At 68.1% G+C, this 26,536-nt stretch carries 16 protein-coding genes; 8 read left to right on the top strand and 8 right to left on the bottom strand.

The window, feature by feature from the left end; genetic code table 11:
• Nucleotides 1–3 precede the first annotated feature (3 nt).
• The 6 genes from AC07PV_RS20810 to AC07PV_RS20785 all read left to right on the top strand — a co-directional run bounded on the left by AC07PV_RS20810 (nucleotide 4) and on the right by AC07PV_RS20785 (nucleotide 11,153).
• Nucleotides 4–3,108, top strand: a complete 3,105-nt coding sequence (locus AC07PV_RS20810) for an efflux RND transporter permease subunit (protein WP_218293823.1) — start codon at nucleotides 4–6, stop codon at nucleotides 3,106–3,108.
• Nucleotides 3,105–6,287: an efflux RND transporter permease subunit gene (locus AC07PV_RS20805; RefSeq protein WP_218293824.1), complete on the top strand. Its 3,183-nt coding sequence runs from the start codon at nucleotides 3,105–3,107 to the stop codon at nucleotides 6,285–6,287. Before AC07PV_RS20810 ends, AC07PV_RS20805 begins: the two co-directional genes overlap by 4 nt.
• An 87-nt stretch (nucleotides 6,288–6,374) precedes the next feature.
• Nucleotides 6,375–7,817, top strand: a complete 1,443-nt coding sequence (locus tag AC07PV_RS20800; RefSeq protein WP_494631268.1) for an efflux transporter outer membrane subunit — start codon at nucleotides 6,375–6,377, stop codon at nucleotides 7,815–7,817.
• A gap of 107 nt (nucleotides 7,818–7,924) precedes the next feature.
• Nucleotides 7,925–8,749, top strand: coding sequence for an undecaprenyl-diphosphate phosphatase (locus AC07PV_RS20795; protein ID WP_494631214.1), 825 nt, complete (start codon nucleotides 7,925–7,927; stop codon nucleotides 8,747–8,749).
• Between the two features lie 10 nt (nucleotides 8,750–8,759).
• Nucleotides 8,760–9,605: a MipA/OmpV family protein gene (locus AC07PV_RS20790; RefSeq protein WP_494631213.1), complete on the top strand. Its 846-nt coding sequence runs from the start codon at nucleotides 8,760–8,762 to the stop codon at nucleotides 9,603–9,605.
• Nucleotides 9,606–9,821: 216 nt separating this feature from the next.
• On the top strand, nucleotides 9,822–11,153 hold the full coding sequence (locus AC07PV_RS20785) for a diguanylate cyclase domain-containing protein (RefSeq protein ID WP_218293826.1): 1,332 nt from the start codon (nucleotides 9,822–9,824) through the stop codon (nucleotides 11,151–11,153).
• 52 nt (nucleotides 11,154–11,205) lie between these two features.
• On the opposite strand, the gene AC07PV_RS20780 is transcribed toward AC07PV_RS20785, so the two are convergent.
• The 7 genes from AC07PV_RS20780 to AC07PV_RS20750 form a co-directional block, all read right to left on the bottom strand.
• A complete protein-coding gene (locus tag AC07PV_RS20780) occupies nucleotides 11,206–12,693 on the bottom strand; it encodes an FAD-binding oxidoreductase (RefSeq protein ID WP_218293827.1) in 1,488 nt (495 codons plus the stop codon).
• 93 nt (nucleotides 12,694–12,786) lie between these two features.
• The gene (locus AC07PV_RS20775) at nucleotides 12,787–14,577 is read right to left on the bottom strand and encodes a diguanylate cyclase (protein WP_218293828.1); all 1,791 of its coding nucleotides are present in this window, start codon (nucleotides 14,575–14,577) and stop codon (nucleotides 12,787–12,789) included.
• A 277-nt stretch (nucleotides 14,578–14,854) separates the two neighbouring features.
• On the bottom strand, nucleotides 14,855–16,612 hold the full coding sequence (locus AC07PV_RS20770; protein ID WP_494631266.1) for a diguanylate cyclase domain-containing protein: 1,758 nt from the start codon (nucleotides 16,610–16,612) through the stop codon (nucleotides 14,855–14,857).
• Between the two features lie 44 nt (nucleotides 16,613–16,656).
• Complete coding sequence (locus AC07PV_RS20765) at nucleotides 16,657–18,132, bottom strand: oxygenase MpaB family protein (RefSeq protein ID WP_494631212.1); 1,476 nt, start codon at nucleotides 18,130–18,132, stop codon at nucleotides 16,657–16,659.
• On the bottom strand, nucleotides 18,129–18,950 hold the full coding sequence (locus AC07PV_RS20760) for a carotenoid biosynthesis protein (protein WP_218293830.1): 822 nt from the start codon (nucleotides 18,948–18,950) through the stop codon (nucleotides 18,129–18,131). Before AC07PV_RS20760 ends, AC07PV_RS20765 begins: the two co-directional genes overlap by 4 nt.
• A 129-nt stretch (nucleotides 18,951–19,079) precedes the next feature.
• Nucleotides 19,080–19,892 (bottom strand): alpha/beta fold hydrolase, encoded by an 813-nt coding sequence (locus AC07PV_RS20755; protein WP_218341645.1) that lies wholly within the window; start codon nucleotides 19,890–19,892, stop codon nucleotides 19,080–19,082.
• A gap of 47 nt (nucleotides 19,893–19,939) precedes the next feature.
• On the bottom strand, nucleotides 19,940–20,767 hold the full coding sequence (locus tag AC07PV_RS20750) for a proteasome-type protease (protein ID WP_218293832.1): 828 nt from the start codon (nucleotides 20,765–20,767) through the stop codon (nucleotides 19,940–19,942).
• A 322-nt stretch (nucleotides 20,768–21,089) separates the two neighbouring features.
• Here AC07PV_RS20750 and AC07PV_RS20745 point away from each other — a divergent pair, with 322 nt between their 5' ends.
• On the top strand, nucleotides 21,090–22,295 hold the full coding sequence (locus AC07PV_RS20745) for an alpha/beta hydrolase family protein (protein ID WP_494631211.1): 1,206 nt from the start codon (nucleotides 21,090–21,092) through the stop codon (nucleotides 22,293–22,295).
• Between the two features lie 62 nt (nucleotides 22,296–22,357).
• Here the strand turns inward: AC07PV_RS20745 and mutS are convergent, their stop codons facing one another.
• A complete protein-coding gene (mutS, locus tag AC07PV_RS20740; RefSeq protein WP_494631210.1) occupies nucleotides 22,358–24,976 on the bottom strand; it encodes a DNA mismatch repair protein MutS in 2,619 nt (872 codons plus the stop codon).
• A 280-nt stretch (nucleotides 24,977–25,256) separates the two neighbouring features.
• On the opposite strand from mutS, the gene AC07PV_RS20735 reads away from it, so the two are divergent.
• A partial coding sequence (locus AC07PV_RS20735) for a PAS domain-containing protein (RefSeq protein ID WP_494631209.1) occupies nucleotides 25,257–26,536 on the top strand: 1,280 nt, incomplete at its 3' end.

The following is a 26,536-nucleotide window of genomic DNA, read 5'->3' as shown; positions in this document are numbered from 1 at the left end:
AGCATGAGTCCTTCACGTCCCTTCATCGAAAGGCCCGTGGCCACCGCGCTCCTGATGGTGGCCATCGTGCTCGCCGGGCTGCTGGGTTTCCGCTTCCTGCCGCTGTCCGCCCTGCCCGAGGTGGACTACCCCACCATCCAGGTCCAGACGCTGTACCCGGGCGCAAGTCCCGAAGTGATGAGCCGCACCGTGAGCGCGCCGCTGGAGCGGCAGTTCGGCCAGATGCCGGGGCTGGAGCGCATGGCCTCGACCAGCGCCTCGGGCGTGTCCATCATCACCCTGCAGTTCGGCCTGGGCCTGGCGCTGGACGTGGCCGAGCAGGAGGTGCAGGCGGCCATCAACGCCGGCAACTCGCTGCTGCCCGCCGACTTGCCCGCGCCGCCGGTGTATGCCAAGGTGAACCCCGCCGATGCGCCGGTGCTCACGCTGGCCATCAGCTCGGACACGCTGCCGCTGACCGAGGTGCAGAACCTGGTCAACACCCGCTTGGCGCAGAAGATCAGCCAGGTCAGTGGCGTGGGGCTGGTGTCGCTGGCGGGCGGGCAGCGCCCCGCGGTGCGCATCCAGGCCGACAGCAAGGCGCTGGCGTCGTACGGCATTGGCCTCGATACCCTGCGCACGGCCATCACCTCGGCCAATGCCAACAGCGCCAAGGGCAGTTTCGACGGGCCGCAGCGCTCCTACACCATCAACGCCAACGACCAGCTGCTGACGGTGGACGACTACAAGAACCTCATCGTGTCCTGGCGCAACGGCGCGCCGGTGCGCATGCTGGAGGTGGCGCGCGTGGTCGACAGCGCCGAGAACAACCGCCTGGGCGCCTGGGCCAACGAGACCCCGGCCATCATCCTGAACGTGCAGCGCCAGCCGGGCGCCAACGTGATCGCCACGGTGGACAACATCAAGAAGCTGCTGCCCGAGCTGCAGGCGGGCCTGCCCGCGTCGCTCAAGGTCCAGGTGCTGTCCGACCGCACCACGGGCATCCGCGCCTCGGTGCACCATGTGGAGATGGAGCTGGTCCTGGCCGTGCTCATGGTCGTGCTGGTGATCTTCTTCTTCCTGCACAGCCTGCGGGCCACGGTCATCGCCAGCCTGGCCGTGCCCATCTCGCTCATCGGCACCTGCGGGGTGATGTACCTGCTGGGCTACAGCCTCAACAACCTGAGCCTGATGGCGCTGACCATCGCCACCGGCTTCGTGGTGGACGATGCCATCGTGATGATCGAGAACATCGCGCGCTACCTGGAGGAGGGCGAGCCGCCGTTCCAGGCCGCGCTCAAGGGCGCCACGCAGATCGGCTTCACCATCATCTCGCTGACCGTGTCGCTGATCGCGGTGCTCATCCCGCTGCTGTTCATGAGCGATGTGGTCGGCCGCCTGTTCCGCGAATTCGCGGTCACGCTCGCCATCACCATCCTCATCTCCGGCATCGTGTCGCTCACGCTGGTGCCCATGATGGCCGCGCGCTGGCTGCGTGCCGAACCCGTGGGCGGCCCCCGGGGGATGGCGGGGCGCATCAACCGGGGGTTCGAGCGGGTGATCGCGGGCTACGACCGCTGGCTGCAGTGGGTGCTGCGCCACCAGGGCGTGACCCTGGCGGTGGCGGTGCTCACGCTGGCGCTCACGGCCCTGCTGTATGTGGTGATTCCGAAGGGCCTGTTTCCCACGCAGGACACCGGCCAGCTGCAGGCGCGCATCGAGGCCTCGCAGGACGTTTCGTACGACCGCATGAGCGAACTCCAGCAGGCGGCCGTGCGCGCCATCCTGCAGGACCCGGACGTGTTGTCGCTCAGCTCTTTCGTGGGCGTGGATGCCGCCAACAACACCATGCTCAACGCCGGGCGCATGCTGATCAACCTCCAGCCCCGGCGCGACGCGCAGGAGGCGATCATGCTGCGGCTGCGCGAGCGGGTTCAGGCGGTGGCGGGGGTCACGCTGTACCTGCAGCCCACGCAGGACCTGACGATCGACGCGGAGACGGGGCCGACCGAGTACCGCGTATCCATCGGCGGCGTGGATTCCGCGCAGGTCAACGACTGGACGCGCAAGCTGGTCGAGCGGCTGCAGAGCGAACCCAAGGTGCGCAACGCCACCACCGATGCGGGCGCGCAGGGCCTGTCGGCCTATGTGGACATCGACCGCAACACGGCGTCGCGCCTGTCGGTCACGGCCAGCACCGTGGACGACACGCTGTACAGCGCGTTTGGCCAGCGCATCGTGTCCACGATCTTCACCGAGACCAACCAGTACCGGGTGATCCTGGAGGCGCAGCAGGAGCAGCTCAATACGCCCGAGGCGCTTGGCACGCTGCAGCTGCGCACCGGCTCCGGCACCCCGACCCCGCTGGCGGCCGTGGCCACCATCCGGGAACAGCTGGCTCCGCTGCAGGTGACGCGCGTGGCCCAGTACCCGGCCGCGACGCTGGGATTTGACAAGGCCGAAGGCGTGTCCCTGGGCAGCGCGGTGGACGCGATCCGCGCCGCGGCCAAGGAAATCGGTGTGCCGCCGGGGCTGTCGATGGAGTTCCTGGGTGCCGCGGGGGCCTACGAAAAGTCGCTCTCCAGCCAGCTGTGGCTGATCCTGGCGGCGATGGTGTGCGTCTACATCGTGCTGGGCGTGCTCTACGAAAGCTACATCCACCCCGTGACGATCCTCTCCACGCTGCCATCTGCCGGGGTGGGGGCGCTGCTGGCGCTCATGGTGTCGGGCAACGACCTGGGCGTGATCGGCATCATCGGGATCATCCTGCTGATCGGCATCGTCAAGAAGAACGCGATCATGATGATCGACTTCGCCATCGACGCGGAACGCCATCAGAACATGCCGCCGCAGCAGGCCATCCACCAGGCCGCGCTGCTGCGCTTTCGGCCCATTCTCATGACGACCCTGGCGGCGCTGTTCGCGGCGCTGCCGCTGATGCTGGGCTGGGGCGAGGGCGCCGAACTGCGCCGCCCGCTCGGGCTCGCGATTTTCGGGGGGCTCATCCTGAGCCAGATGCTCACGCTGTTCACCACGCCGGTGATCTACCTGGCGTTTGACCGGCTGGGCCGCCGATGGACGGGCAGGGGCACGGCGGCGGCGCCCTTGCAGGCAGGAGAGGCGCCATGAACCTGTCGCGCCCCTTTGTCGAGCGGCCGGTCGCGACCGTGCTGCTCACCATCGGCATGGCGCTGGCGGGGATCGCGGCTTTTTTCGTGCTGCCGGTCTCGCCTTTGCCGCAGGTGGACTATCCCGCCATTTCGGTATCGGCCAGCCTGGCGGGGGCCAGCCCCGAGACCATGGCCACCAGCGTGGCCACGCCGCTGGAGCGGCGGCTGGGGGTGATCGCGGGGGTCAATGAAATGACCTCGTCCAGTTCCAATGGCTCGGCGCGGGTCAGCCTGCAGTTCGACCTGAACCGCGATATCGACGCGGCGGCGCGGGAGGTGCAGGCCGCCATCAACGCCGCCCGCGCCGACCTGCCCGCCACGCTGCGCAGCAACCCCACCTACAGAAAGCGCAACTCGGCGGCGTCGCCCGTCATCATCCTCGCGCTGACGTCCAAGACCCGCACGCCGGGCGAGATCTACGATGCCGTCTCCAACGTGGTGAGCCAGCGCCTGTCGCAGGTGGAGGGTGTGGGCGAGGTGGAGATCGGTGGCGGCTCGCTGCCCGCCGTGCGGGTGGAGCTGCTGCCGTTCGCGCTCAACCGCTACGGCATCAGCACCGAGGATGTGCGCGCGGCGATCCAGGCATCGAACGCCAACCGCCCCAAGGGCGCCATCGAGGGCGATGGCCGCCGGCTGCAGATCTACACGCCGTCGCCCGCGCGCAAGGCCGCCGAGTACGAATCGCTGATCGTCGCCTGGCGCAACAACGCCGCCGTCCGGCTCGGGGATGTGGCGCGCGTGGTGGATGGCGTGGAGAACCTGCGCACCGTGGGGCTGTTCAATGGCGAGCCCGCCATCATCGTGCTGGTCACGCGCCAGCCCGGCGCCAACATCATCGAGACCGTGGATGCCGTGCGCGCCCTGCTGCCCGATCTGCAGGCGCAGCTGCCGCAGGACATCCAGGTGGCGGTGGCGTCTGACAGCACCAATTCCATCCGTTCGTCCCTGCACGAGATCGAGCTCACCCTGATGGTGTCCATCGCCCTCGTGGTGCTGGTGGTGGGCCTCTTTCTGCGCAAGGCGCGCGCCACCGTGATTCCGGCGGTCGCCACGGTGGTGTCCCTGCTGGGCACTTTCGGCGTCATGTATTTCCTGGGCTTCAGCCTGAACAACCTGAGCCTGATGGCGCTGACGGTGGCCACCGGCTTCGTGGTGGACGATGCCATCGTGGTGCTGGAAAACACCATGCGGCACATCGAGGCCGGCATGGGCCGCATGGAGGCCGCGCTGCGCGGCGCGCGCGAAGTGGGGTTCACCGTGCTCTCGATCAGCCTGTCGCTGGTGGCGGTGTTCATTCCACTGTTGTTCATGGACGGGCAGGTGGGGCGGCTGTTCCGTGAGTTCGCGATCACGCTGTCGGCGGCGGTGATGATCTCGCTGGTGATCTCGCTCACCACCACGCCCATGATGTGCGCGTGGCTGCTGCGCGAACATGATCCTGCCAGCGACAAGCCGCCGTCGCGCCTGGCGCGATGGGCCGAGCGCGGCTACCAGGGCGTGCTGCGCGGCTACGAGCACAGCCTGGACTGGGCGCTGGCCAGCAAGGCGCTGGTGGTTCTCATCCTGCTGGCGGTGATCGGGCTCAACGTGTACCTGTTCGCCAAGATTCCCAAGGGGTACTTCCCCGAGCAGGACAACGGACAGCTCAATGCGGGGCTGCGGGCCGACCAGAGCATCTCGTCCGACGCGCTGGCGCGCAAGCTGCGCGAGGCCGTGGAGATCATCCGCAAGGATCCAGCGGTCGATACCGTGGTGGGCTTCTCGGGGGGCAGCCGCGCGGGGGGCGGCTTCATGTTCGTGAATCTCAAGCCCCTGGCGCAGCGCACGGACAGCACGCCGGCCGTCATCGCGCGCCTGCGGCCGCAGCTCAACCAGATCACGGGACTGCGCGTGTTCCTGAACCCGGTGCAGGACCTGCGGATGGGCGGGCGCTCCAGCAATTCAACCTACCAGTACACGCTCAAGAGCGACAACATGGCGGACCTCAAGCAATGGGCCGGCAAGCTGGCGGAGCGGCTCAAAGATGAACCGCTGCTCAAGGACGTGGACACGGACCAGGCGGAAAATGGCGTGGAGACCTATGTGGAGGTGGACCGCGCCAGTGCCTCGCGCCTGGGGGTGAGTTCATCGGCCGTCGACAACGCGCTGTACAACGCGTTCGGCCAGCGCTCCGTGGCCACGATCTATGGCGAACTCAACCAGTACGCCGTCATCATGGAGTGGGCGCCCGAATACACGCGGGGTCCGCCGGCGCTCAAGGACATCTACGTGGCGTCCAACCCGACCGGCGCCACGGGGACGGCGGCGAACCCGGGACAGCGCGGCGCGTCCACGGGGCAGGTGATCAGCACCACGCCCTCCACCATGGTGCCGCTCAGCGCCATCGCGCGCGTGGTGGAAAGGGCCTCGCCCACCTCCATCAGCCACCAGGACGGTGAACTGGCCACCACCATCTCGTTCAACATCGACCCCGGTACCACGCTGGGCCAGGCGCGCCAGGTGATCGAGCAGGCGGAGGCCGACATCGCCATGCCGACCAATGTGCGTGGCAGCTTCCAGGGCACGGCGCTGAGCGCGCAGCAATCCCAGGGGCAGCAGGCGTTCCTGATCATCACGGCCGTCGTGGTGATCTACATCGTGCTGGGCGTGCTGTATGAAAGCCTGATCCATCCGATCACCGTGCTCACCACCCTGCCCTCGGCGGGGGTGGGGGCCGTGCTGGCCCTGCTGCTGTTCAACATGCAGTTCACCATCATCGCGCTCATCGGGGTGTTTCTTCTCATCGGGATCGTGAAGAAGAACGCCATCATGATCATCGACTTTGCCCTGGAGGCCGAGCGTGCCCGCGGCTTGACGGCGCTGGAGGCCGTGCGCGAGGCCTGTGTGCTGCGCTTTCGCCCCATCCTGATGACCACCATGGCCGCCGCGCTGGGCGCCTTGCCGCTGGCCATCGGCTTCGGCCAGGGGTCCGAGCTGCGCCAGCCCCTGGGCGTGGCGATCATCGGCGGGCTGATCGCCAGCCAGCTGCTGACCCTGCTCACCACCCCGGTGGTCTACGTGCTGCTCGACAAGCTGCGCACGCCCGCCCCCAACGAACAACACCTGAGCCGCGCCGGAGCCCCCGGCGCGGCCACCTGATCGGTGCCCATGACACATTTCCATGCCCCGCTCACACCCGGCGCGCCCACGGCGCGCCGCGCCGCCCGCCACCCTGCGCCACGCCCCATGGCTCGCCCGGCCTCCCTGGCGCTGGTGGTGGCCATCGCGGCCCTGCTGTCCGCCTGCTCGGTCACGCCGCCTTACCAGCAACCCGACATGGCGGTGCCCACGTCGTTCAAGGAGGCGGGCGCCACCTGGGCCCCCGCGGCGCCTGCCGACGCGCTGGACCGTGGCCCCTGGTGGGAGCTGTTCCAGGATGCCGAGCTCAACCGCCTGGCCGAGCAGGTGCAGCTGTCCAACCAGAACATCGCCGCCGCCGTGGCGGCCTACGCCCAGGCGCAGGCCGTGGTGCGGCAGCAGCGCGCGGGCCTGCTGCCGTCCGTGAGCCTCTCGGGCGGCGCCACGCGCACGGGCGGCGAGGGCGCCACGCGCTCGGGCCTGTCCACCCAGGCATCGCTGGGGGTGGACTGGGCGCCGGACCTCTGGGGACGCCTGCAAAGCGGCGTGAACAGCGCCCAGGCCAGCGCGCAGGCGAGCGAGGCGGACCTGGCCTCCGCGCGCCTGTCGGCCGTGGGCACGCTGGCCTCGGCCTACTTCCAGCTGCGCGAGGCGGATGCGGAGATCGAGCTGCTGCAGGCCACGGTGGAGGGCTATGAGCGCAGCCTGCAGATCGCCCGCAACCGCTACGGCGCGGGCGTGGTGGCCCAGACCGATGTGCTGCAGGCACAGACCCAGCTGGCCAATGCGCGCGCCGACCTGGCCACCGTGCGGCAAAACCGCGCGCGCTTCGAGCATGCGCTGGCCGTGCTGACCGGGCGCGCCCCGGCCGATTTTTCGCTGCCGCGCGCGCAGTGGGTGGCGGCGGTGCCCGAGGTTCCGCTGGGCGTGCCCTCGACGCTGCTGCAGCGCCGGCCCGACATCGCGGCGGCCGAGCGCGCGGTGGCGGCCGCCAATGCGCAGATCGGCATCCAGCGCGCGGGCTACTTTCCGAACCTGAGCCTGGGCGCGTCGGTGGGCAGCGGGGGCAGCAGCGTGGCCGACCTGTTCAAGGCGTCCACGCTGGTGTGGTCGCTCGGGCTGTCGGTGGCGCAGACGATCTTCGATGCCGGGGCCACCGCGGCCCGCGTGGAAGAAGCCCAGGCCGCGCGCGAGGGCCGCGTGGCGGTCTACCGCCAGACGGTGCTGACGGCCTTCCAGACGGTGGAAGACCAGCTCACGGTGCTGCGCACGCTGCAGGAGCAGGAGCCCCTGCGCCGCGAGGCGGTGGCCGCGGCGGAGCGCACCGCGCAGCAACTGCTCAACCGCTACCGGGAAGGGCAGGTGAGCTACACGGAGGTCGTGACGGCCCAGGTCTCGGCACTCTCTGCGCAGCGCGCGCTGCTGCAGCTGCAGGTCAACCGCCAGCTCGCGGTGGTGACGCTGGTGCAGGCGCTGGGCGGCGGGTGGCAGGCACCGTGGCAGGTGCCGCAGCAGACAACTGGGCAGACGCCCCCGCGGGCACGGTCCTGAGGGGTGCCAGGTCTCGCTGCGCATATACTCCTGTTTTGATAGCTGCTAGCGCTTGTCAGATAAGCGGTAGGGGCTGATTTGACTTAAAGTTTTCTCAAGGAGCGCGCGTGGACGTTGTATTGCTGGTCAAGGCCGCCATCATGGGCGTGGTCGAAGGCCTGACCGAGTTCCTGCCCATTTCCTCCACGGGGCACCTGATCCTGGCGGGCTCGCTGCTGGGTTTCGACGACGCCAAGGCCAAGGTGTTCGACATCGCCATCCAGACGGGCGCCATCTTCGCCGTCATCCTGGTGTACTGGCAGAAGATCCGCGAGACGCTGGTGGCCCTGCCCACCGAGCGCCAGGCCCAGCGGTTCGCGCTCAACGTGTTCATCGGCTTCCTGCCCGCCGTGGTGCTGGGCCTGCTGTTCGGCAAGATGATCAAGGCGCACCTGTTCACGCCGGTGGTGGTGGCCAGCACCTTCATCCTGGGCGGCTTCATCATCCTGTGGGCCGAGCGGCGCTCGCCGGCCGCCACGCGCATCCAGACGGTGGACGAGATGACGCCGCTCGATGCGCTCAAGGTGGGCCTGGTGCAGTGCCTGGCGATGGTGCCCGGCACCAGCCGCAGCGGCGCCACCATCATCGGCGGCATGCTGCTGGGGCTGTCGCGCAAGGCGGCAACGGACTTCTCGTTCTTCCTGGCCATCCCCACGCTGATCGGTGCCGGGGTGTACAGCCTGTACAAGGAGCGCGCGCTGCTGTCGGTGGCCGACATTCCGATGTTCGCGACCGGCCTGGTGTTCTCGTTCGTCAGCGCCTGGCTCTGCGTGCGCTGGCTGCTGCGCTACATCAGCAGCCACAGCTTCGTGCCGTTTGCGTACTACCGCATCGTGTTCGGCATCGTCGTCCTGGCGACCGCATGGACGGGCTGGGTGCAATGGGCGGGCTGATAATCCGCGCATGAACCGTCCTGTTCCGTTTGCCTGTCTGTGGTCCTGTGCTGCGGCGCTGGCGTGCCTGGGCGCCACGCCGCTGGCGCGCGGGGCGCAATCGCGCGCTGCCGAGGGGCCGCCTGCCCCCCAGTTCAACTATGCGCTGGGCGCCATCATGGGCTCCAGCCCGGACTATGCGGGGGGCGATGGCCGCAAGAACAGCCTGCGGCCAGCATGGGCGATCGAGTACGGGCGCTTTCGGCTCAGCACATCGCGCGGGAGCGCCTTCATGGGCCACGGGCTCGGTCCACGCGAATCGGGCGCCAGTGCCACGCTGGCGCAGGGGGACCAATTTCACCTGGGAGCGTCGCTGCGCATCGACAAGGGGCGCGATGGATCGGATGCGCCCATCCTCGTGGGGCTGCCCTCGGTGCGCTCCACCTTGCGCGCGAGGGTGAGTGCCGGGTATGCGCTGACGCCGCAGTGGTCCGTGGGCGCGGGCTTCTCGCAGGACATTCTCGGGCGCGACGGGGGCGCGCAGATGTCCGCCAGCGTCGGGTATGCGTGGCCCGTCACCGCGCAGACCACGGTGACCTTCGGCGCGGGTGCCAGCTTTGGCGACCGCAGCTACCTGCGCGGCCATTTCGGCGTGCCGGCGGGCGGTGCCAGCCCCTTGCCGGCATTTGACCCCGGCGCCGGGCTGTACAGCGTGGATGCGGGCGTGGAGGTCATGTCCGCCATCAATCGCCACTGGGTCGTGCTGGGTGCCGCGCGCGTGTCGCAGCTCAAGGGCGACGCACGCCGCAGCCCGCTGACGGTGGAGCCCACGGGGTACTCCGTGACCGTGGGCCTGGCGTACCGCTGCTGCCGGTAGCGGCGTGGGCGGACCTGGCCGCCGGTGCGAAAGAACGCGGTGGGGGCGAGAGCACCCGCAGGCAGGCCGGGGACGGGTGCCCATTGAAAGTGATAAGCTGGGGTAGACACACTGTTACCTGTAGCAGGGCAATGCGAAACGCGTTCCGCCACGGCGGGGCCGGCGCGTGTTGCCTCATCTGTTGATGATCCTTTCCCCGCCGGGGGCTTTCGCCGCATGATGCAAGACGAGCCTGAGTTGCCGCCGCCCGCCTACGCCGCCCGCAAGGAGTCCTGGTCCAAAGCGGAATTGCTCGATCTGATCACCCGCAGCGCCGGGGCGACCATGGCTGTGGTGGACCGCAGCCTGACCATGATCTATGTCAACGATGAGTATGCCCGGTGGTTCGGCACCGTGCCCCATCACCTGATCGGAAAGTCCCTGGTGGAGGTGTACGGCGAGATCGATTGCGCGCGCTTCATGCCCTTTGTCGAGCGCGTGCTGCAGGGCGAGCGCGTGCAGTACCAGCGCCTGCTGCGCACGCCCTATGGCTTTGACGAATGGCGCACCATCTGCCTGACGCCCTGGCACAACCCGCACGGCGTGATCGATGGCTTCATTACCACAGCGCTCGACGTCCATGAGCTGCAGGTCACCATGAACGCGCTGCGCGCCGCCAACCAGCGGCTTTCCTCGCACATGGAAAACAGCCCGCTCGCGGTGCTGGAGATGGACCACAACCTCAAGCTCCTGCATTGTTCGCAGCGTGCCGTGCAGCTCATGGGCTGGCTGCATGTGGCGGGGCTGGAGGGGCGGCTGCTGACGGAGCTCGTGGACCTGTCGTCCCAGGACGATGGGCTCGAGCATGCCCTGCAGCGCCTGCAGTCCGGGCAGGAGTCCCAGAACCGCGCGGAGACCTGCTTCACGCGGGAGGACGGGACCGAGGTGCATTGCGAGTGGTTCAACTCCGCGTTGACCGATGCCCAGGGCCAGGTCACTTCGATCATGGCGCTGGTGCAGGACGTCTCGGCCAAGATCCAGATCGCACGCCAGCAGCACTACCTGGCCAACCATGATTCGCTCACGGGCCTTTTCAACCGGGCGGCCTTTCAGAACCGGCTGGAGCAATCCCTGAGCCAGGCGCGGCGCAATGCGGGCTCCGTGGCGCTGCTGTTCATCGACCTGGACGGCTTCAAGGGCGTGAACGATTCCGAAGGCCATCGCGCCGGCGACGAGGTGCTGCGCATCGTCGCCCAGCGCATTGCCAGCACGGTGCGTGCGGGCGACACCCTGGCGCGCCTGGGCGGCGACGAATTCCTTGTCATGCTGGACCGGGACGTGACGCGCGATGTGACCGACACCATCGGCCAGCGCATCATTGACGCGCTGCACCAGGCCATGACCGTGGAAGGGCGGGATCTGTTCGTCGGCGCCAGCATCGGTGTCGCGGTGCACCCCCCGCTGGAGGGCGACATCGATGCCCTGATGAACCGGGCGGACCAGGCGATGTATTCCGCCAAGCGCGCGGGCAAGGGCCGGCTGCACTACGCGGACGCCGTCTGCCCTTGAGAGCCTGCCGGACCGGGGGCCCTGGCCCCGGCGCCGGGGCCGCGCGGCTTGCTCAGCCGTTGGGCAGCCGGATGCTCTGCTGGAAGTGGAAGAAGTTCGAGGGGTCGTACCGCGCCTTGACCTGCTGAAGGCGCGGATAGGCCGGGCCCCAGTAGGCCGTGGGGAAGTCCTGCAGGCTCGCGTCCGGGTAGTTCTGGTACACATGCCCGTTCAGGAACGGCTTGACCAGGTTCATGAAGCCATCGAGCCAGGCTTCCATCTGGGTGCGCTCCTGCGCATTGGTCCAGAACACGTCCACCACCAGGTCTGCATCGACATGGCGGTGGATGAAGGCGCTGTCGGCCACCGGGTAGCGGTTGATGGCGCCGCCATAGGGCTCCAGGTATGCGAGCGACCAGGGATTGGGGGAGGTCTGGAAGTAGTCGATGATGCGCTGCCAGTCCGAGCGCGACAAAGGCGCGCTGATGTAGCCGCTGGCCTTGGTCTCCGCGACGCCGTCGGGCAGGTTGTCCGGCAAGGTGTAGGGATGGTCCTCGAGCCAGATGTTCATCTCGGGGTAGGTGCCCGTCTTGTCGACCAGCAGCTGCGCGCTCGGGATCGCCATCAGCCGTGCGATGGCCTGCATGCCCGCCTCGCGCGTGCCGCAGAACATGCCTTGCACCATATAGACCGGCACACCGTTCTGGTAGCCCAGATTCATCATGTAGCCCAGCGCATCGGGGGCACCGGTTTTCATGTAGTGGGCCTGCATCGTCGTGAGCACGTCCGCCGCGTGCGCCGCATCCCAGCTGATGGCCCAGGCCCACACCTGGTCCAGCCTCAGCATGCGGTAGGTGACCTGCAGCAGCACCCCGAAGTTGCCGCCCGTGCCGCCCCGCAGGGCCCAGTAGAGATCGGGGTTCTCCTGCGCGCTGGCGGTGACGATGGTGCCGTCGGCCAGCGCCACCCGCAACGACTCCACGAGGTCGCTCTGGATGCCGAAGGCGCGCGACGTATAGCCGTAGCCGCCCCCCTGCACGAACCCGCCCACGCAGACGCTGCCGCATGCCCCGGTGGGCACATGCCAGCCGGTGTGGTTCATGGCGCCGTTGAAATGATCGAAATCCGTACCCGGCAGCACGTAGACGCGCTCCCGGGCGGGATCGAGCACCACGCCCTGCAGTTCGCTCAGGTCCACCACCATGCCGCTGTTGACGGAATAGCCCGCCGTGCTGTGACCGCCGCAACGCACGGCCACCCAGACCTGATAGGTGCGCGCGACGGAAAGGCATTCGAGCACATCGTTCTCGCACGCGCAGTACACGATGATCTCGGGATAGGCCTGAAACGCGGGATTGGACTCCTGGCGGGCCGCGTTGTAGTCGGGGCTCGATGGCAGCACGATGCGGCCCACCAGCCTGGCCTCCAGCGCAGCGACCGCGTCCCAGGTGAGTGTCGCGCCGGGCGCGTTCTGGGCGGTGGCCTGCCGGGCGGCAAGCGACCGGAAGTGCGCGATGCGGGCGTCTTTGGCAACGCGGGCGGGACTTTTGCGATGGGCCATGGCGAACAATCCTTCGTGAAAACGCGAAGTCCCGTGTTTAACTGAAGCCAGGCTGTTTGACCAGTTCGGAATGGCCCGTGTTGCCGGCGGTGCTCAGGCGGAGGACAGTGCGAGGTCGCCGGTATTGCGCCGAAGGCAGAATTTGCCGCCCTGCTTGCCGCTGTACATGGCCGCATCCGCCAGCTTCAGAAGGCCGATGGCATCGTTGCTGTCGTCCGGGGCAATGGCATAGCCGATGGTCAGGCCCACTTCCACCCGCACGTTGCCCAGCGAGAAGGGCGAGCGGAATGCGTCCAGCAGCTTGTGCCCCAGCTCCTGCGCCTGTTGTTCGCTGCCCAGGTGGCCCGTCATCACGACGAACTCATCACCCCCCAGGCGGGCCACCACGTCGCTCTGGCGCACGTGGCCCTGCAGGCGCCGGGTCACCGCGACGAGCAATTCGTCGCCCACGTCGTGGCCGTGCTGGTCGTTCACGGGCTTGAACCCATCCAGGTCCATCACGTACACGGCCAGCAGCTTGTCGGGCCCGCAGCGCGCCAGCGCGGATGCCAGCGCGATGTTCAGGCCGCGCCGGTTGGGCAGGCCGGTCAAGGGGTCCGTGTGCGCGAGGGAGCGCATGGCGTCGCGCTCGCGGTTGGCGTCCAGCGCCTCCAGGCGCAGTGCCTTGGTGCGCAGGCCCAGCACGCGCATGAACAGCAGCATGTCCAGCGTCGCGCCGAACTCGAAGGAGTGCAGCGTCCAGAAGTTCACCGGCACCCAGCCACGGATCACGCCGATCACCGTGGCCGTGGCCGCGAAGTAGACCAGCCACGCCAGCAGCAGGCTGCTGCCCACGGGGTCGCCCTGGCGCGCGCGGCGCACGGCGCCCGGGATGCCCATGAGCGCGGGAACCAGGCCGAGGATGCTCACGATGGCGGCAACGGCCGGCGTGCTCAGGATGTCCAGCGCATGGATGAAAGCCAGCAGCACGCACAGCAGGGCGCCACCGCGCATCGTGCGCAGCAGGAGGCTCTTGGGGCGGTGCCCCACGAGGGCCTGGCTGATGAAGAGAAACGATCCGCAGGTGGCCATCAGCGCGGACAGGCCCGCCGCGTGGATTTCGAACCAGAGGCTGTCCTGCCAGAGGTACTGCGTGCCCAGGCCGAAGAGATGCAGTGAGAACAGCAGGCTGCCCGTGAGCAGCAGCGCGTACTGGATGAACAGCACGTCCCGCAGATTGATCCATTGCGCCAGGCTGTAAACCAGCAGGCACAGTGCCAGGCCCGTCAGGATGCCCTGCAGCATCTGCTCGTTCATCGCGGCGCTGTGCCATGCGGTGGGTTTGTTCAGCGTGACCGGCAGCACCATGGCGCCCCGGGTTTCCACGCGCAGCAGCAGGTCGTAGTCGTGCCCGGGCTGCATGGCGAGGGCCAGGGCGTGGGTGCGGCTGCGCAGCGGTCTTTGTGAAAAAGGCTGCAGGCTGCCCAGCGTGGCCTGCTGGCTGACATGGCCGTCTGTGGTGAGATAGACCTCGACGCGGTTGAGAACCGGGTAGTCGATGTCGGCGATCCAGATGCCGTCGGAGGTGGGCGATACCGTCAGCGGGATGCGGATCCACATGGCGTCGGACCGCACGCCCAGTGTTCCGCTGGTTCCGGGCGGCGCGGAGAAATCCGGGGCACGGGCCATCGCATCCTGCACCGACTGCAGCCGGGTGGGATCGGCCAGCACCGTGACCGCCGGCCAGACGTTGACCGAAGGCACGTCGTCGCGCAGAAGCAGCCGGTCCGTGGCGGCCTGGCAGCCCTCGCCCGCGTGCACGAGCAGCAGCAGGCATCCCAGCACCCATTGCCAGGCCGGGGCCGGCAGCCATTGCCACGGGAGCAGGGAAGGGACTGGGCGCATGGTGCTCGTCAATGCGCTGTGAGTATAGGAAGGCCCGCAACGCCTGGCACGCGGTATTTGCGCACGCCGGGGTCCCGCGCTTCCAGGGAGGATGTGATGCCCGCTCCACCGGCCCCACCGGCCCCGCCCGCCCGGACGCTGTGGGCGCGCTGCCGGATGTTCGCCACAGCGGCCAGCGTGCCACTGCGCGAGCATGGATTCACGGCGGGCGCGTCGCCATCTGTGCTTGCCATGTTGCTCCCCGGCCTGCAGGGCGACAAGGGGCTGCGGTGCTCCATCATCCCGCCAGCGCCGGTGTGGTGGTGATGCGCCGCACCGAGTGCTTGCCGCCTTGTTTGCCCGCGTACATCGCGGCGTCTGCGTGCCGCATCAGGGCCTGCGGGTCATCACTGTCCAGGGGCGCCAGTGCGTACCCGATGGTCAGCCCCACCTGGATGTGCAGGTGGCTCAATGTGAAAGGCTGCTCGAAGGCCCGCAACAGCGAGCGGCCCAGATCTTCGGCCTGCTCGGGCGTCGCCAGGTCGCGGGCCATGATGATGAATTCATCGCCGCCGAGCCGGGCCACGAGGTCGGTCTGGTGCCGCACGTTGGCCTGCAGGCGCCGGCCCACGGCCACGAGCAAATCGTCGCCCACATCGTGGCCGTGCGCGTCGTTCACGGGCTTGAATCCATCCAGGTCCATGAGGTACAGCGCCACCAGCCGCTGCGGCGAACACTGGGCCAGCGCGGCCTCCAGGGCGTGCTGCAGGTCGCGCCGGTTGCTCAGTCCCGTGAGTGGATCGGTGTGGGCCAGCGAGTGCATCACGTCGCGCTCTCGCATGGCCTCCTGGGCCTGTGCCTTGGCGGCCTGGGCGCGCAGGCCCAGCACGCGAAAGAAGAGCAGCATGTCCGCCGTGGCGCCGAACTGGAACGAGTGCAGGGTCCAGAAGTTCGCGGACACCCAGCCCTGGACCAGGCACACCATCACGGCGGCGGCCACGCCGAAGGCGATCCAGGCCACCAGCAGGGTGGCGCCGATGGGGTCTTTCTGCCGCACCCGCGCGACGGCGGCAGGCAGGCTGATGAGGGAAGGCAGGGTGCCCGCCAGGCTCATGAACGCGATGGCGATGGGCACGCTCAACCAGCCGAACACGACGCCTGCGCAGACCATGGCCGTGATTGCTGCGCCCGCCCGCATGGTGCGTGCGTACCGGCTGCCCTGCGTGTGGCCGGCCAGGGTGTGGCCCAGGAAGAGGAACGAGCCCGCGAGGGCCGCCAGCCCCGCCACCAGGCCCGAATACCGATCCATCCATGGATTGCCAGGCCACAGGTACTGCGGACCGATGCCGAAGAACTGCAGCGAAAAGCCCGCGCTGCCCAGCACCACCAGCGCATAGAAGCCGAACATGGGATCGCGCTGCGTGACCCACTGCATCAGGCTGTACATCAGCAGGCAGAGCGCCAGCCCGTTGAGCAGGCCCTGCAGCATCTGCTCGCCCAGGGCCTGGCGCATGTGAATGGGCATTTCGCTGACCGTGACGGGCAGGATCAGCGGACCGGTGGCCTGCACGCGTATCAACAGGTCGTAGGGCTGCCCGGCCCGCAGCTCGAACACCATCGCCGGCGTGCGGCTGGACCGCTGCGTCTGGTCAGACGGGCTTGTGCGGACCTGCTGAAGCACCTGGCCGCCGCTGGCCAGGTACATTTCGGCCTGCAGCGAGCTGTAGCCGATATTGACCACCCAGGGGGTGCGCGGCGCCTCGGGCGCAATGATGGGGATGTGCAGCCACATCGCTGCCTTGTGCACGCCCAGCGAGCCGCCGCGTCGCGCGGGCGCCTCGAATTCGTCCAGGCGGCCCAGCATGTCCTGCGCCGAGAGCTGGTACGTGGGGTCGGCCTTGAGCGTGATGGCCTCCCAGGCATTCACTTGCGGTCTCTCCTGCGTGAGCACCAGGGGCGTGCCCGCCTGCGCGCCCACGGGCAGGGCCAGGGGAGCGAGCAGCCACAGCAGGATGGATGCCCTGCGGCAATGCGCGCGCCAAAGCCGGGCCAGCATCAGGAGAACGCGGGGCAGCAGGTGCATCGGCGTGAGAACAACGGCTACGTGGCTTGCCGCGCCGGGCCCGCGCTGGCGGCCTTCGCCTTCCCGGCCAGGCCCAGGCTCCAGCTGCCACGGGTGGTCAGCCGGTCCTCGATGCGGTTGAGCCAGCGGGGGGCGTGGGGGTCATCGCTCCAGCTGTGCATCACTTCGTCCACCTGGTTGAGCAGCTCGGTGGGCAGCTGGAGGGGGCGGGTCTGGCTCATGAGCACCTTGCTCATGAAGTGGTAGCCCAGGATGCGGGTGAGGGCCCGCACGATGGAGAAGCGGGGGAGCACCATCCGCGCAGCCACGTCGACGGCCCGCGCCAGCAGCAGCACTCCCCAGAACAGCAGCGCCGACGGCCAGGGCACGGGCTGTGTCAGGCCCAGATCGCTCGCCGTGTCACGCCCGCACAGGTAGCGGGTCATGAGCCGGGGAAAGGGCTTCACGATGGGCCAGGGCAGGGCGTTCTCCATGGTCTGCATCAGGGCCTGGCCCAGGGCGGGACGGGGGTCTGGCGTGACGGGTTCGGCGCGGCCGCGGGCCTGCATCCGCGCCATCAGGGCCTTGCCCTGGTCCATGGTGTCCACCATCAGGGCGCGGTCGATGCCCAGGATGTGGCCCACCACGTTCCAGGCATGCAGATAGGCTTCCTCGTCGGCCGCCCGCAAACCGATGCCCAGGCGGCGCAGGCTGCGCAGGAACACATAGCCAAACGTGAGCAGGGTGTAGGCCAGTTCTTCCTGGTTGCAGGGCAGGCCGTCACCTTGGAGGTTCCAGCCACGGGCATACAGCGTCTGGAACATGGCCTGGCGTCCGCCCTGGGTCTGCAGGGCCTGCGGCGCAATACGCCCCGCGCCGCCCGCCAGCAGGTCCCTGACGGCATTCTGGGGGCTGCCATGCAGGATCAGGTTGCGGATGGTGGCGTGGATCAGGCGTACCTTGAGCACCTGCGCCACGCCGGCGCCGCGCTGGCTGAGGCCACCATGCATCATCACCGGAAAGATCATCGCGGCGGTGGAGCGGATGCGGTACTCCGCGTTCTGCTCCAGCTGGCCGGAGGTGTGCAGCACGCTCGACAGGTCGGGAATCACGTAGCACTCGGGCAGGCTGGCGCAGAACAGCAGGATGCATGACAGCGCCCCGTGTTCCATGAACAGCTTCTCGGCGCGCTCGATCTTGCGGGCATCGGCCCAGGGCGGCAGCACCTGGGCGGTCTGTACATAGTGGTCCAGGGCCTTGGACATGGCCGCATCCACGCCCTCGCCCTGGGCGGTCCAGCCCACCAGGCTTGCGTTGTCCACCCACTGGCCGAACAGGCGGTTCACGGTGTCGATGCGCGCCCATTGCGGTGCGTCCATCGCCACGTCCCCTTCGGGCCAGTCGCCCAGGATGTCGGCGATGGTCTGGTCGGCCAGCGGGTCGGCGTGGCGCTGCATGCCTGCAAGCTCCGAATCGGACAGCGGGGATGGTGAGAGGGTCTTGCCGTGGTTCATGCTGCGGTCTCCGTGGTTGCGCGCCAGCGCTGAAAGCCCGCCAGGGCGCACAGCAACGGGATGCCCATGGCGAACGGCGCGATCGAGCGGATCTCCACCGGATTGCCCAGGATCATCTGGAACACCATGCCCGATGCGTAGATGGCCAGTGGCACCAGCGCATGGCGGCGCAGGAAGGGGCTGGTCGGGCGAAGCGCGAGTTTGCGCACCGACATGCGAAAGCCAAAGATGATCACGAAGGCCACGAACACCCAGCCAAAGAAGCCCTGCACCGTTTCGCCAAACCAGGCGCCGTCGGTCTTGGCCATGATCCAGGCTTTCAGGGTGTAGACCAGGTAGGGGTCGGCGCCCAGGTCGAACGCGGTGACGATCATCGCCGCCAGGAACGACAGCATCGCGGCGTGGCCCAGCCCCGGCGCGCCGTCCACCGGCGACTGCCAGACGATGAGGTTGCTGATCACGTAGCCCGCATACGTCAGCGCGAACCACATCATGGGAATGACGATGGGAACATCCACAAACCGCGCGCCCAGTACCTCGGTGTAGGTGTAGTGCCCGAAGAACCAGCCATGCGTGGTACCCATCTGCTCGGCGAACCAGCCCAAGCCCAGGGCGATCAGCACGAACTGCAGCGCGGGCCGGGCGCCCAGCAGGTGCGTGGCGCTGGCCCAGCAGCACGCGAACATGAGCACCGAGGCCGTGACGATGGCGATGGTGGTGTCGTTGTGGGTGCGCACCGCCGTGGCCACCAGGAAGGCGGCCAGCAGGGCAAAGCTCAGCGCCGGCAGGCGCGCGGCCAGTGGGGTCCGTGCAGGCATGTGTGTATCACGCTGTAACAAACCTCCAGTGTAGAGGATGAAGCCAAAAATGGCGCGGCCTGTGTGTCCTGCGCATCAGCGCGCTTTTTCGGCGCTTTTGGCGGCTGTTCCGGTGCTATGCCGCTGGGCTCAGGGGTTCAGCGACGCCAGGTTGAGCAGGGAGGCCTCCATGGCGGCGGCCGTGGCCAGCGGCTGCTCCATGGGGAAAAGGTGGCTGCCGTCGAGCATCATCGTGCGGCCCTGGGTGATGCGCAGCGTCATGGCCATGCCCACCTGCTTCATTTCGTCCGAGTCCCGCCCGCCGATGAAGGCGGCCGGGCATTGCAGCGGATGGGTGCCGAGCAGCCGGCCCAGGTTGTGCGGCAGCGTGTTGTAGATGGCGGTTTCCACCGCACGGTCGAATCCGAGCACGCGCTTGCCATCGTGGTCCTGCAGTCCGTGGCTGATGTAGTCCTGCAACACGTCCGGATGCCACTGTGCAAAGGCCTTCTTCTTGCGGAAGTGTTCCAGCGCCTCGTCATTGCTGGCCCAGCTGAAGCGCCGCTGCCGGCTGATCTTGCCGGGCGAGATGGAGCCCACCACCTGCGTGCGCTTGGCCACGCCGACCGCGTTGGCCTTCCAGCCGCCCAGCAGGGGCGAGTCGATCAGCAGCACGCCGCGCACGAGCTCGGGGTGGCGGGCCGCTGCCATCACGCTCAGGAAACCGCCGAGCGAATGCCCTGCCAGAAACACTGGCGCACCCAGGCGCTGGACCTGCGCCGTGGCGAAGTCGGCGAGCTGCTGCACCAGGTGCGGCCAGTTGTTGGTGACGGGGTACCTGGGGTCGTGCCCATACCGATCCACCGCGCTCACTTCGAACCCGCGGGCTCGCAGGTGCTTGAAAAGGACGCGGTAGGTGCTCGCTGGGAAGCTGTTGGCGTGCGAAAAGACGATGGGAAGCATGGGGTACCCGGCAGGAGGGAAGGTCGGGCGCTGCGGCCCCGCGGCCGTCAGATCAGCTTGTCCAGATGGTTGGTGATCTTCTTGAGCGGCTTGCTGCGCGCCGGGTTCACCATGATGGGCACGGTGGTCACGCCGCCGCCCCAGGCGGGGTCTTCGATGCTGTCGAACACCTGGCGCAGCTTCTGGCCCCAGCTGTCGTGCAGCATGCGGAAGTAGGGATTGTTCTCGTCGATGCACACCACTTTCTCGGTCGAGAAACGGTCCACCTCATAGACGACGAGGTCCAGCGGCAGGCCCACCGAGAGGTTGGACTTGAGCGTGCTGTCCATGGAGACCAGCGCGCACTTGGCGGCTTCGTCCAGCGGTGTTTCGGGCGTCAGCACGCGGTCGAGCACGGGCTTGCCGTACTTGGATTCGCCGACCTGGAAGTACGGCGTCTCGGACGTCGCCTCGATGAAGTTGCCGGCCGAATACACCTGGAACAGGCGCATGCCCTCGCCCTTGATCTGGCCGCCGAACACCATGGACACATTGAAGTCCACGCCCGAGCGCTTGAGCGCCGCCCCGTCGCGCTCGTGCACGTGGCGCACGGCGGCGCCCAGCACGCGGGCCGCGTCGAACATGCTCTTGGCGTTCCAGATGGAGATCGTCTCGCCCGAGTCACCATCCTTGAGCTGCTCGGTCTGCAGGATCTCGCGCACCGACTGCGAAATGGACAGGTTGCCCGCCGACAACAGCACCATGAAGCGGTCGCCCGCCTTCTCATACACCATCATCTTGCGGAAAGAGCTGATCTGGTCCAGGCCGGCGTTGGTGCGCGAATCGGACAGGAAAACCAGCCCGGCGTTGAGTTTGATGGCGACGCAATACGTCATGGAAAAAGTGGGGTCGTTGGAAGAGAGGAACCCGCGAGTTTAGTCTGGCGTGGGAAGGCCCCCTTGGGAGGTGGTGCCGGACGGCTCTCCTGTGCTTCGTGGCGGGTATGCGAAATTGATAGCAATGGAGGGTGGATGGACAAGCGCTGCAGGCAATTTTTAATAAGAATCGGCTTGCTGCAACCCCCGCCGCCAACCCGGGGCCACAGCAGTTGGCAAGGCAAGGTCCGCCGAGGGGGCAAAGGGCTATTCCTCCCAGGCCAGGCAGCATGCGCCCGCCGCTCCTATCATCCGCCGCTTCACCTGGAGGGGCCTTGCCGTGTTGAACCCACTGATTTTGTCTGGAACCCGCCGCGCCTGCGCGCTGGCTTTGGTGGCATTGCTGGCGGCCTGTGGCGGAGGCAGCGCGCAAGACCCCGGCGATGGCGGCAACCCTCCGGAGCCACCCCCCGCACCGGCGCGTTCCGGCCAGCTCGAATCCGCCGCCTTGCTTGGCACGGTGCCGGCCGCTGGCATCGCCGCAGCCCTGGCCGCCAAGGAATCGCTGGCCCAGGACGTGGTGCCGCGCTACAGCGTCGCCTCCTACCGGCTCGAATATCTCACCACCGATGCCGACGGCAAGGAGGTGCGCGCCTCCGGCCTGGTCAGCGTGCCGCAAAAGCCAGCCGGCGCCAAGAGCCCGGTGCTCAGTTACCAGCACGGCACCATCTTCCGCGATGCCGAGGCGCCCAGCAACAACGCGGTGGCGTCCGAGGTGTCGGTGGTGCTCGCGTCGCTGGGCTATATCGTGCTGGCGCCCGACTACGTGGGTTTTGGCGCTTCCAAGGGCACGCCCCACCCCTACCTGCTGGCGGCGCCCTCGGCCGCCGCCACAGCGGATTTTCTGACCGCCGCCCGCACCTGGCGCGGCCAGGCCAACGTGGCGGACAACGGCCAGCTCTTTCTGACCGGCTACTCCGAAGGCGGCTACGTCACCATGGCCACGCACCGCGCGCTGCAGGCGGGCGGATCGCCGCACCTGCAGCAGCTGCGCATGGTGGTGCCGGGCGCGGGGCCCTACAACGTGCAGACCACCATGGATGGCCTGGTGGACCTGGTGCGGCAAGAGCAGCCGGTGATCGGCGCACTCATCAACCCTGGTTTCTTGCACCATCTGGGCAGCAGCGTGCAGCGTGAGGTGCGCCGCCTGCTGCTGCGTGCGCTCATCCCGGGCGATGCCGACGTGGCCTATGACACGCGCTTCATCGACTACTTTCTGGCCGACGACGTGTTGGCCCTCGCCAGCGCCAGCAACGTCTACGACTGGAAACCCAATGTGCCCGTGCGCCTGTACCACGGCCGCGACGACCGCACGGTGCCCTACACCAGCTCGGTCAGCACCGTGCGCGCCATGCAGAATCGCGGCGCTGGCGACCTGGCCGGCCTGACCGAGTGCCGCGCACAACCGGTGGCCGGGCACCTGCAGTGTGTGCCGCCGTTCATCACCTTCATGCTGGGGCAGCTGGCGCCGGTGGCGCAGGATCTTTAAGCCGGGCAGGTGGAGGGGTTCGCTTTGGTGGGGAGCGCTATCCGCTGGGTAGCGTGACTGCGTCAGCCCACCATTTTCTTGAGCTGGTACAGCGCATCCAGGGCCTCGCGCGGGCTGAGCGCGTCGGGGTTGATGCCTGCCAGCGCAGCTTCCAGCGGACTGGCTCCGGCGCTCTCAGGCACCTCGGGCGCGGCGAACAGGTCCACCTGCAATTCGTCTTCGCCTGCACGTTCCTCCAATGCCGCCAGTGCGTGGCGCGCGTGGTGCAGCACGGGCGAGGGCATGCCCGCCAGCTTGGCCACCTGAATGCCGTAACTGCGACTGGCCGGGCCGGGCTGGATCTCGTGCAGGAACACGATGTCGGTGCCGCTCTCGGTGGCGCTCACATGCATGTTGATCGCATGGCGCGCCTTGGCGGGCAGGTCGGTCAGCTCGAAATAGTGCGTGGCAAACAGCGTGAAGGCGCGGGTCTTGTCATGCAGGTGCGTGGCAATGCCGCTGGCCAGGGCCAGGCCGTCAAACGTGCTGGTGCCCCGGCCGATCTCGTCCATCAGCACCAGGCTGTGGGGCGTGGCGGCGTGCAATATTTGCGCAGCCTCGGTCATCTCCAGCATGAAGGTGGATTGCGCGTTGGCCAGGTCGTCGGCCGCCCCGATGCGGGTGTGGATGGCGTCAATGGGCCCCAGGCGGCAGCTGGCAGCGGGCACGTGGCTGCCGATGCTGGCCAGCAGCACGATGAGCGCCACCTGCCGCATGTACGTCGATTTACCGCCCATGTTGGGGCCGGTGATGACCTGCATGCGCGTGTTGGCGTTCAGCCGCGTGTGGTTGGCGATGAAGCTGCCGCTGGATGTCTCGGCAAGGCGGGCTTCGACCACGGGGTGGCGGCCGCCCTCGATCTCGATGCACGGCTCGGGCACAAACTGCGGCGCGCACCAGTTCAGGGTGAGCGAGCGTTCGGCCAGCGCGCACAGCACATCCAGCGTGGCCAACGCCTGGGCCAGGCGGGTGAGGCCGGGCACGTGGGGCTGGAGCTGGTCGAGGATCTGCTCGTACAGCCATTTCTCGCGGGCCAGGGCACGCTCGTTGGCCGACAGGGCCTTGTCCTCGAAGGTTTTCAGCTCGGGCGTGATGAAGCGCTCGGCGTTCTTCAGCGTCTGGCGGCGGCGGTAGTCGTCGGGTACGCGGTCGAGGTGGCTGCCGGTCACTTCAATATAGAAGCCGTGCACCTTGTTGAACTGCACACGCAGGTTGGGGATGCCGGTGCGTGCCTTCTCGCGGGTTTCCAGGTCCAGCAGAAAGGCATCGCAGTTGGTCTGGATGGCGCGCAGCTCGTCCAGCTCGGTGTCGAAGCCGCTGGCGATCACACCGCCGTCGCGCACCAGGGCGGCGGGCTCTTCGGCGATGGCGGCCTGCAGCAGGCCGGTGCAGCCCTCGGGCGGCTGCAGATGGCTAAATATTTGAATCAAATAGGGCTCTAGCGCTTGTCCATTAAGCGCTAGTAGCTCTGCTTTTTGTAGCGTTTTGCCCAGTCCCACCAATTCTCGCGGGCGCACCTGGCGCAGGGCGATGCGGGCGGTGATGCGCTCCACATCGCTCACGCCTTTGAGTTCGCCGCGCAGCAAGGCCCAGGGGCCACTGCCTCCACCGGCGCCGCCCGCACCGCGCAGGGCGGTGGTGGCCGACAGGCGCTTGCGCGCCTCGGCGCGGTCGCGGCGCGGCTCCAGCAGCCAGGTCTTGAGCAGGCGGCTGCCCATGCCGGTCATGCAGGTGTCGAGCAGCGAAAACAGCGTGGGCGCATCGTCGCCGCGCAGGGTCTTGACCAGCTCCAGGTTGCGGCGCGTGGTGGCAGGCAGGTCGATGAGGTCGTCGTTGCGCTGCACCTGCACGCTGTGCACATGGGTGAGGGTGCGGCCCTGCGTGTGTTCTGCGTAGGTCAGCAACCCGGCAGCGGCGGCGTGGGCCTCGCCCAGTTCGTGCGCACCCCAGGCCTGCAGGCTTGCGGCGCCCAGGTTTTCAAGCAGCTTGCGTTCGCCCAACGCGCTGTCAAATTGCCAGTCGGGGCGGGGGCTCATGGGGCAGGTGAAGGCGCCACCCTGGCGCAGCACCTGCAGTTGTTGCTCGAAGCGTTCGGTCACGCCCGCGCTGTAGATCAGCTCGCTGGGCGCCACGCGGGCCAACCAGGCGCCAAGTTCATCGTGCGCGCATTCGGCCAGGAAGACGCGGCCCTGTGTCACGCTCAGCCAGGCCAGGCCGCAGCGCGCGCGCGGGGCCTGGTGCACCGCCATGAGCAGCGATTCGGACTTGTCGGACAACAGCTCGGTATCGGTCAGCGTGCCGGGCGTGACCACGCGCACCACCTTGCGCTCCACCGGCCCCTTGGCCGCGCCGACCTCGCCCACTTGCTCGGCAATGGCCACCGACTCGCCCATCTTGATCAGGCGCGCCAGGTAGTTCTCCAGCGCATGGAACGGCACCCCCGCCATCAGCACGGGCTGGCCGCCCGACTGGCCACGCTGGGTGAGCGTGATGTCGAGCAGGCGCGACGCCTTTTCGGCGTCGCCATAGAACACCTCGTAGAAATCGCCCATGCGGTAGAACACAAGCGTTTCGGGATACCCGGCCTTCAGGGCCAGGTACTGCTGCATCATGGGGGTGTGGTGTTCGAGCGTGTCGGACATGCGGGGGGCCGGGAAATGAGGCGTGGACTGTAGCAGTTCGCCCGGCACGCGCCGCCGCGGGCCCCGCGCGGCGAAACCTGGCGGCGGGCCCGTGCCGGTCCCTGCGGCGTGTCCGGCGGGCCTCGGGTTTTCCCTTGGGAAAATGCCCCAGGTTTTGAACGAATGTTACGTTTAGACATACTCTTGCCTGTATGCTGGCACTTTGGCTTTTGACCGTCGGCCCCGCCCTGCGCAGGCGGGACCCATCCCAACCGCAGGCTTCAGAGGTTCCAGAGCGACCGTGATCTCGTCCGAACTGTTGACCGATCTCCTCGCCCCCGCTGGTGAGGGCCCCATAGAGCCCATGGCGCAGGCGCGCTTGCAGGCCCTGGTCGATGCCGTTCCGGTGGCATTGATGGAGTTCCGGCTGCAGCGGGGCCGCTTGCTGCTGTTGGCCGCCAACGCCGCCGCCCGCCGCATGCCCGGCCTGGGCGCCGTGCGCAACCCGGGCGCGGATGCGAGCGAGGTGTTCGACCTGCTGGAAGGCACGGCGCTGCTGGACCAGCTGCACGGCGTGGTCCGGGTGGGGGCGCCGCTCGAATGCCGCCAGGTGGTGCGCGAGCCGGGCCGGCTGCTGCTGGCCTGGGATCTTTCTGCCCGCCGCGTGACCAATGACTGCATCGTGGTCACGGTGCGCGATGCCACCGAGGCCGAAAGCCTGCGCTCGGCGCTGGCCGCTTCCGAACGCGCGCTGGAGGAGGTGCGCCGCGAGCTGCGCGAGCAGACCGAGGTCTTCAACGCCATGGAGAGCCTGGCGCGCACCGGCCACTGGCGCCGCATCGAAGACCCTGGCGAGACGGTGCTGCTGTGGTCCCCGGGGCTGTGCGAGATCGCGGGTTTCGAGCAGCAGGAATGGGTGGACCCGGAGCGCGCCGTGAGCGGCATCCTGCCCGAAGACCGCCAGGTGTTCGACAAGGTGCGCGAGCGTGGAGCCGGCGGGGATGTGGAATACCGCTGGCGCCGTCCCGATGGCGAGGTGCGGTGGATGCGTTCCCGCGTGCGGCGCACGCTCCCGCGCGACGGGGTGCAGGTGGTGATGGGCGTGGTGCAGGACGTGACGGACGAGCACCGCGCCGCCGAGCAGTTGCGCGAACAGCTGCTGTTCATCCAGCGCATCGCCAGCCGCATTCCGGGCTTCATCTACGAATACCGCCTGCACGCGGATGGCGGCACCAGCGTGCAGTACATCAGCGATGCGGTGCGCGAATTCATGGGCGTGGAGCCGCACGAGGTCACGGCCGACCACGGCGTGCTCATGCACCGCGTGCTGGCCGAGGATCTGCCCCAGGTGCAGCGCTCCGCCATCACCTCGGTGCGCAAGCTGGTGCCCTGGCAGTGCGAATACCGCGTGCGCATGCCCGACGGCAGCGTCCGCTGGCACATGACCAATGCCATTCCGCACCGCGAGCCCGATGGCTCGGTGGTATCGCACGGCTTCACGATGGACATCACGGACCGCAAGCGAGCGGAGCAGGAGATCGAGCGCCTGGCGTTCTTCGACGCGCTGACGGGCCTGCCCAA

The organism is Acidovorax sp. GW821-FHT09A11 (assembly GCF_059418365.1).
This window is presented reverse-complemented; position numbering and strand designations above follow the sequence as displayed.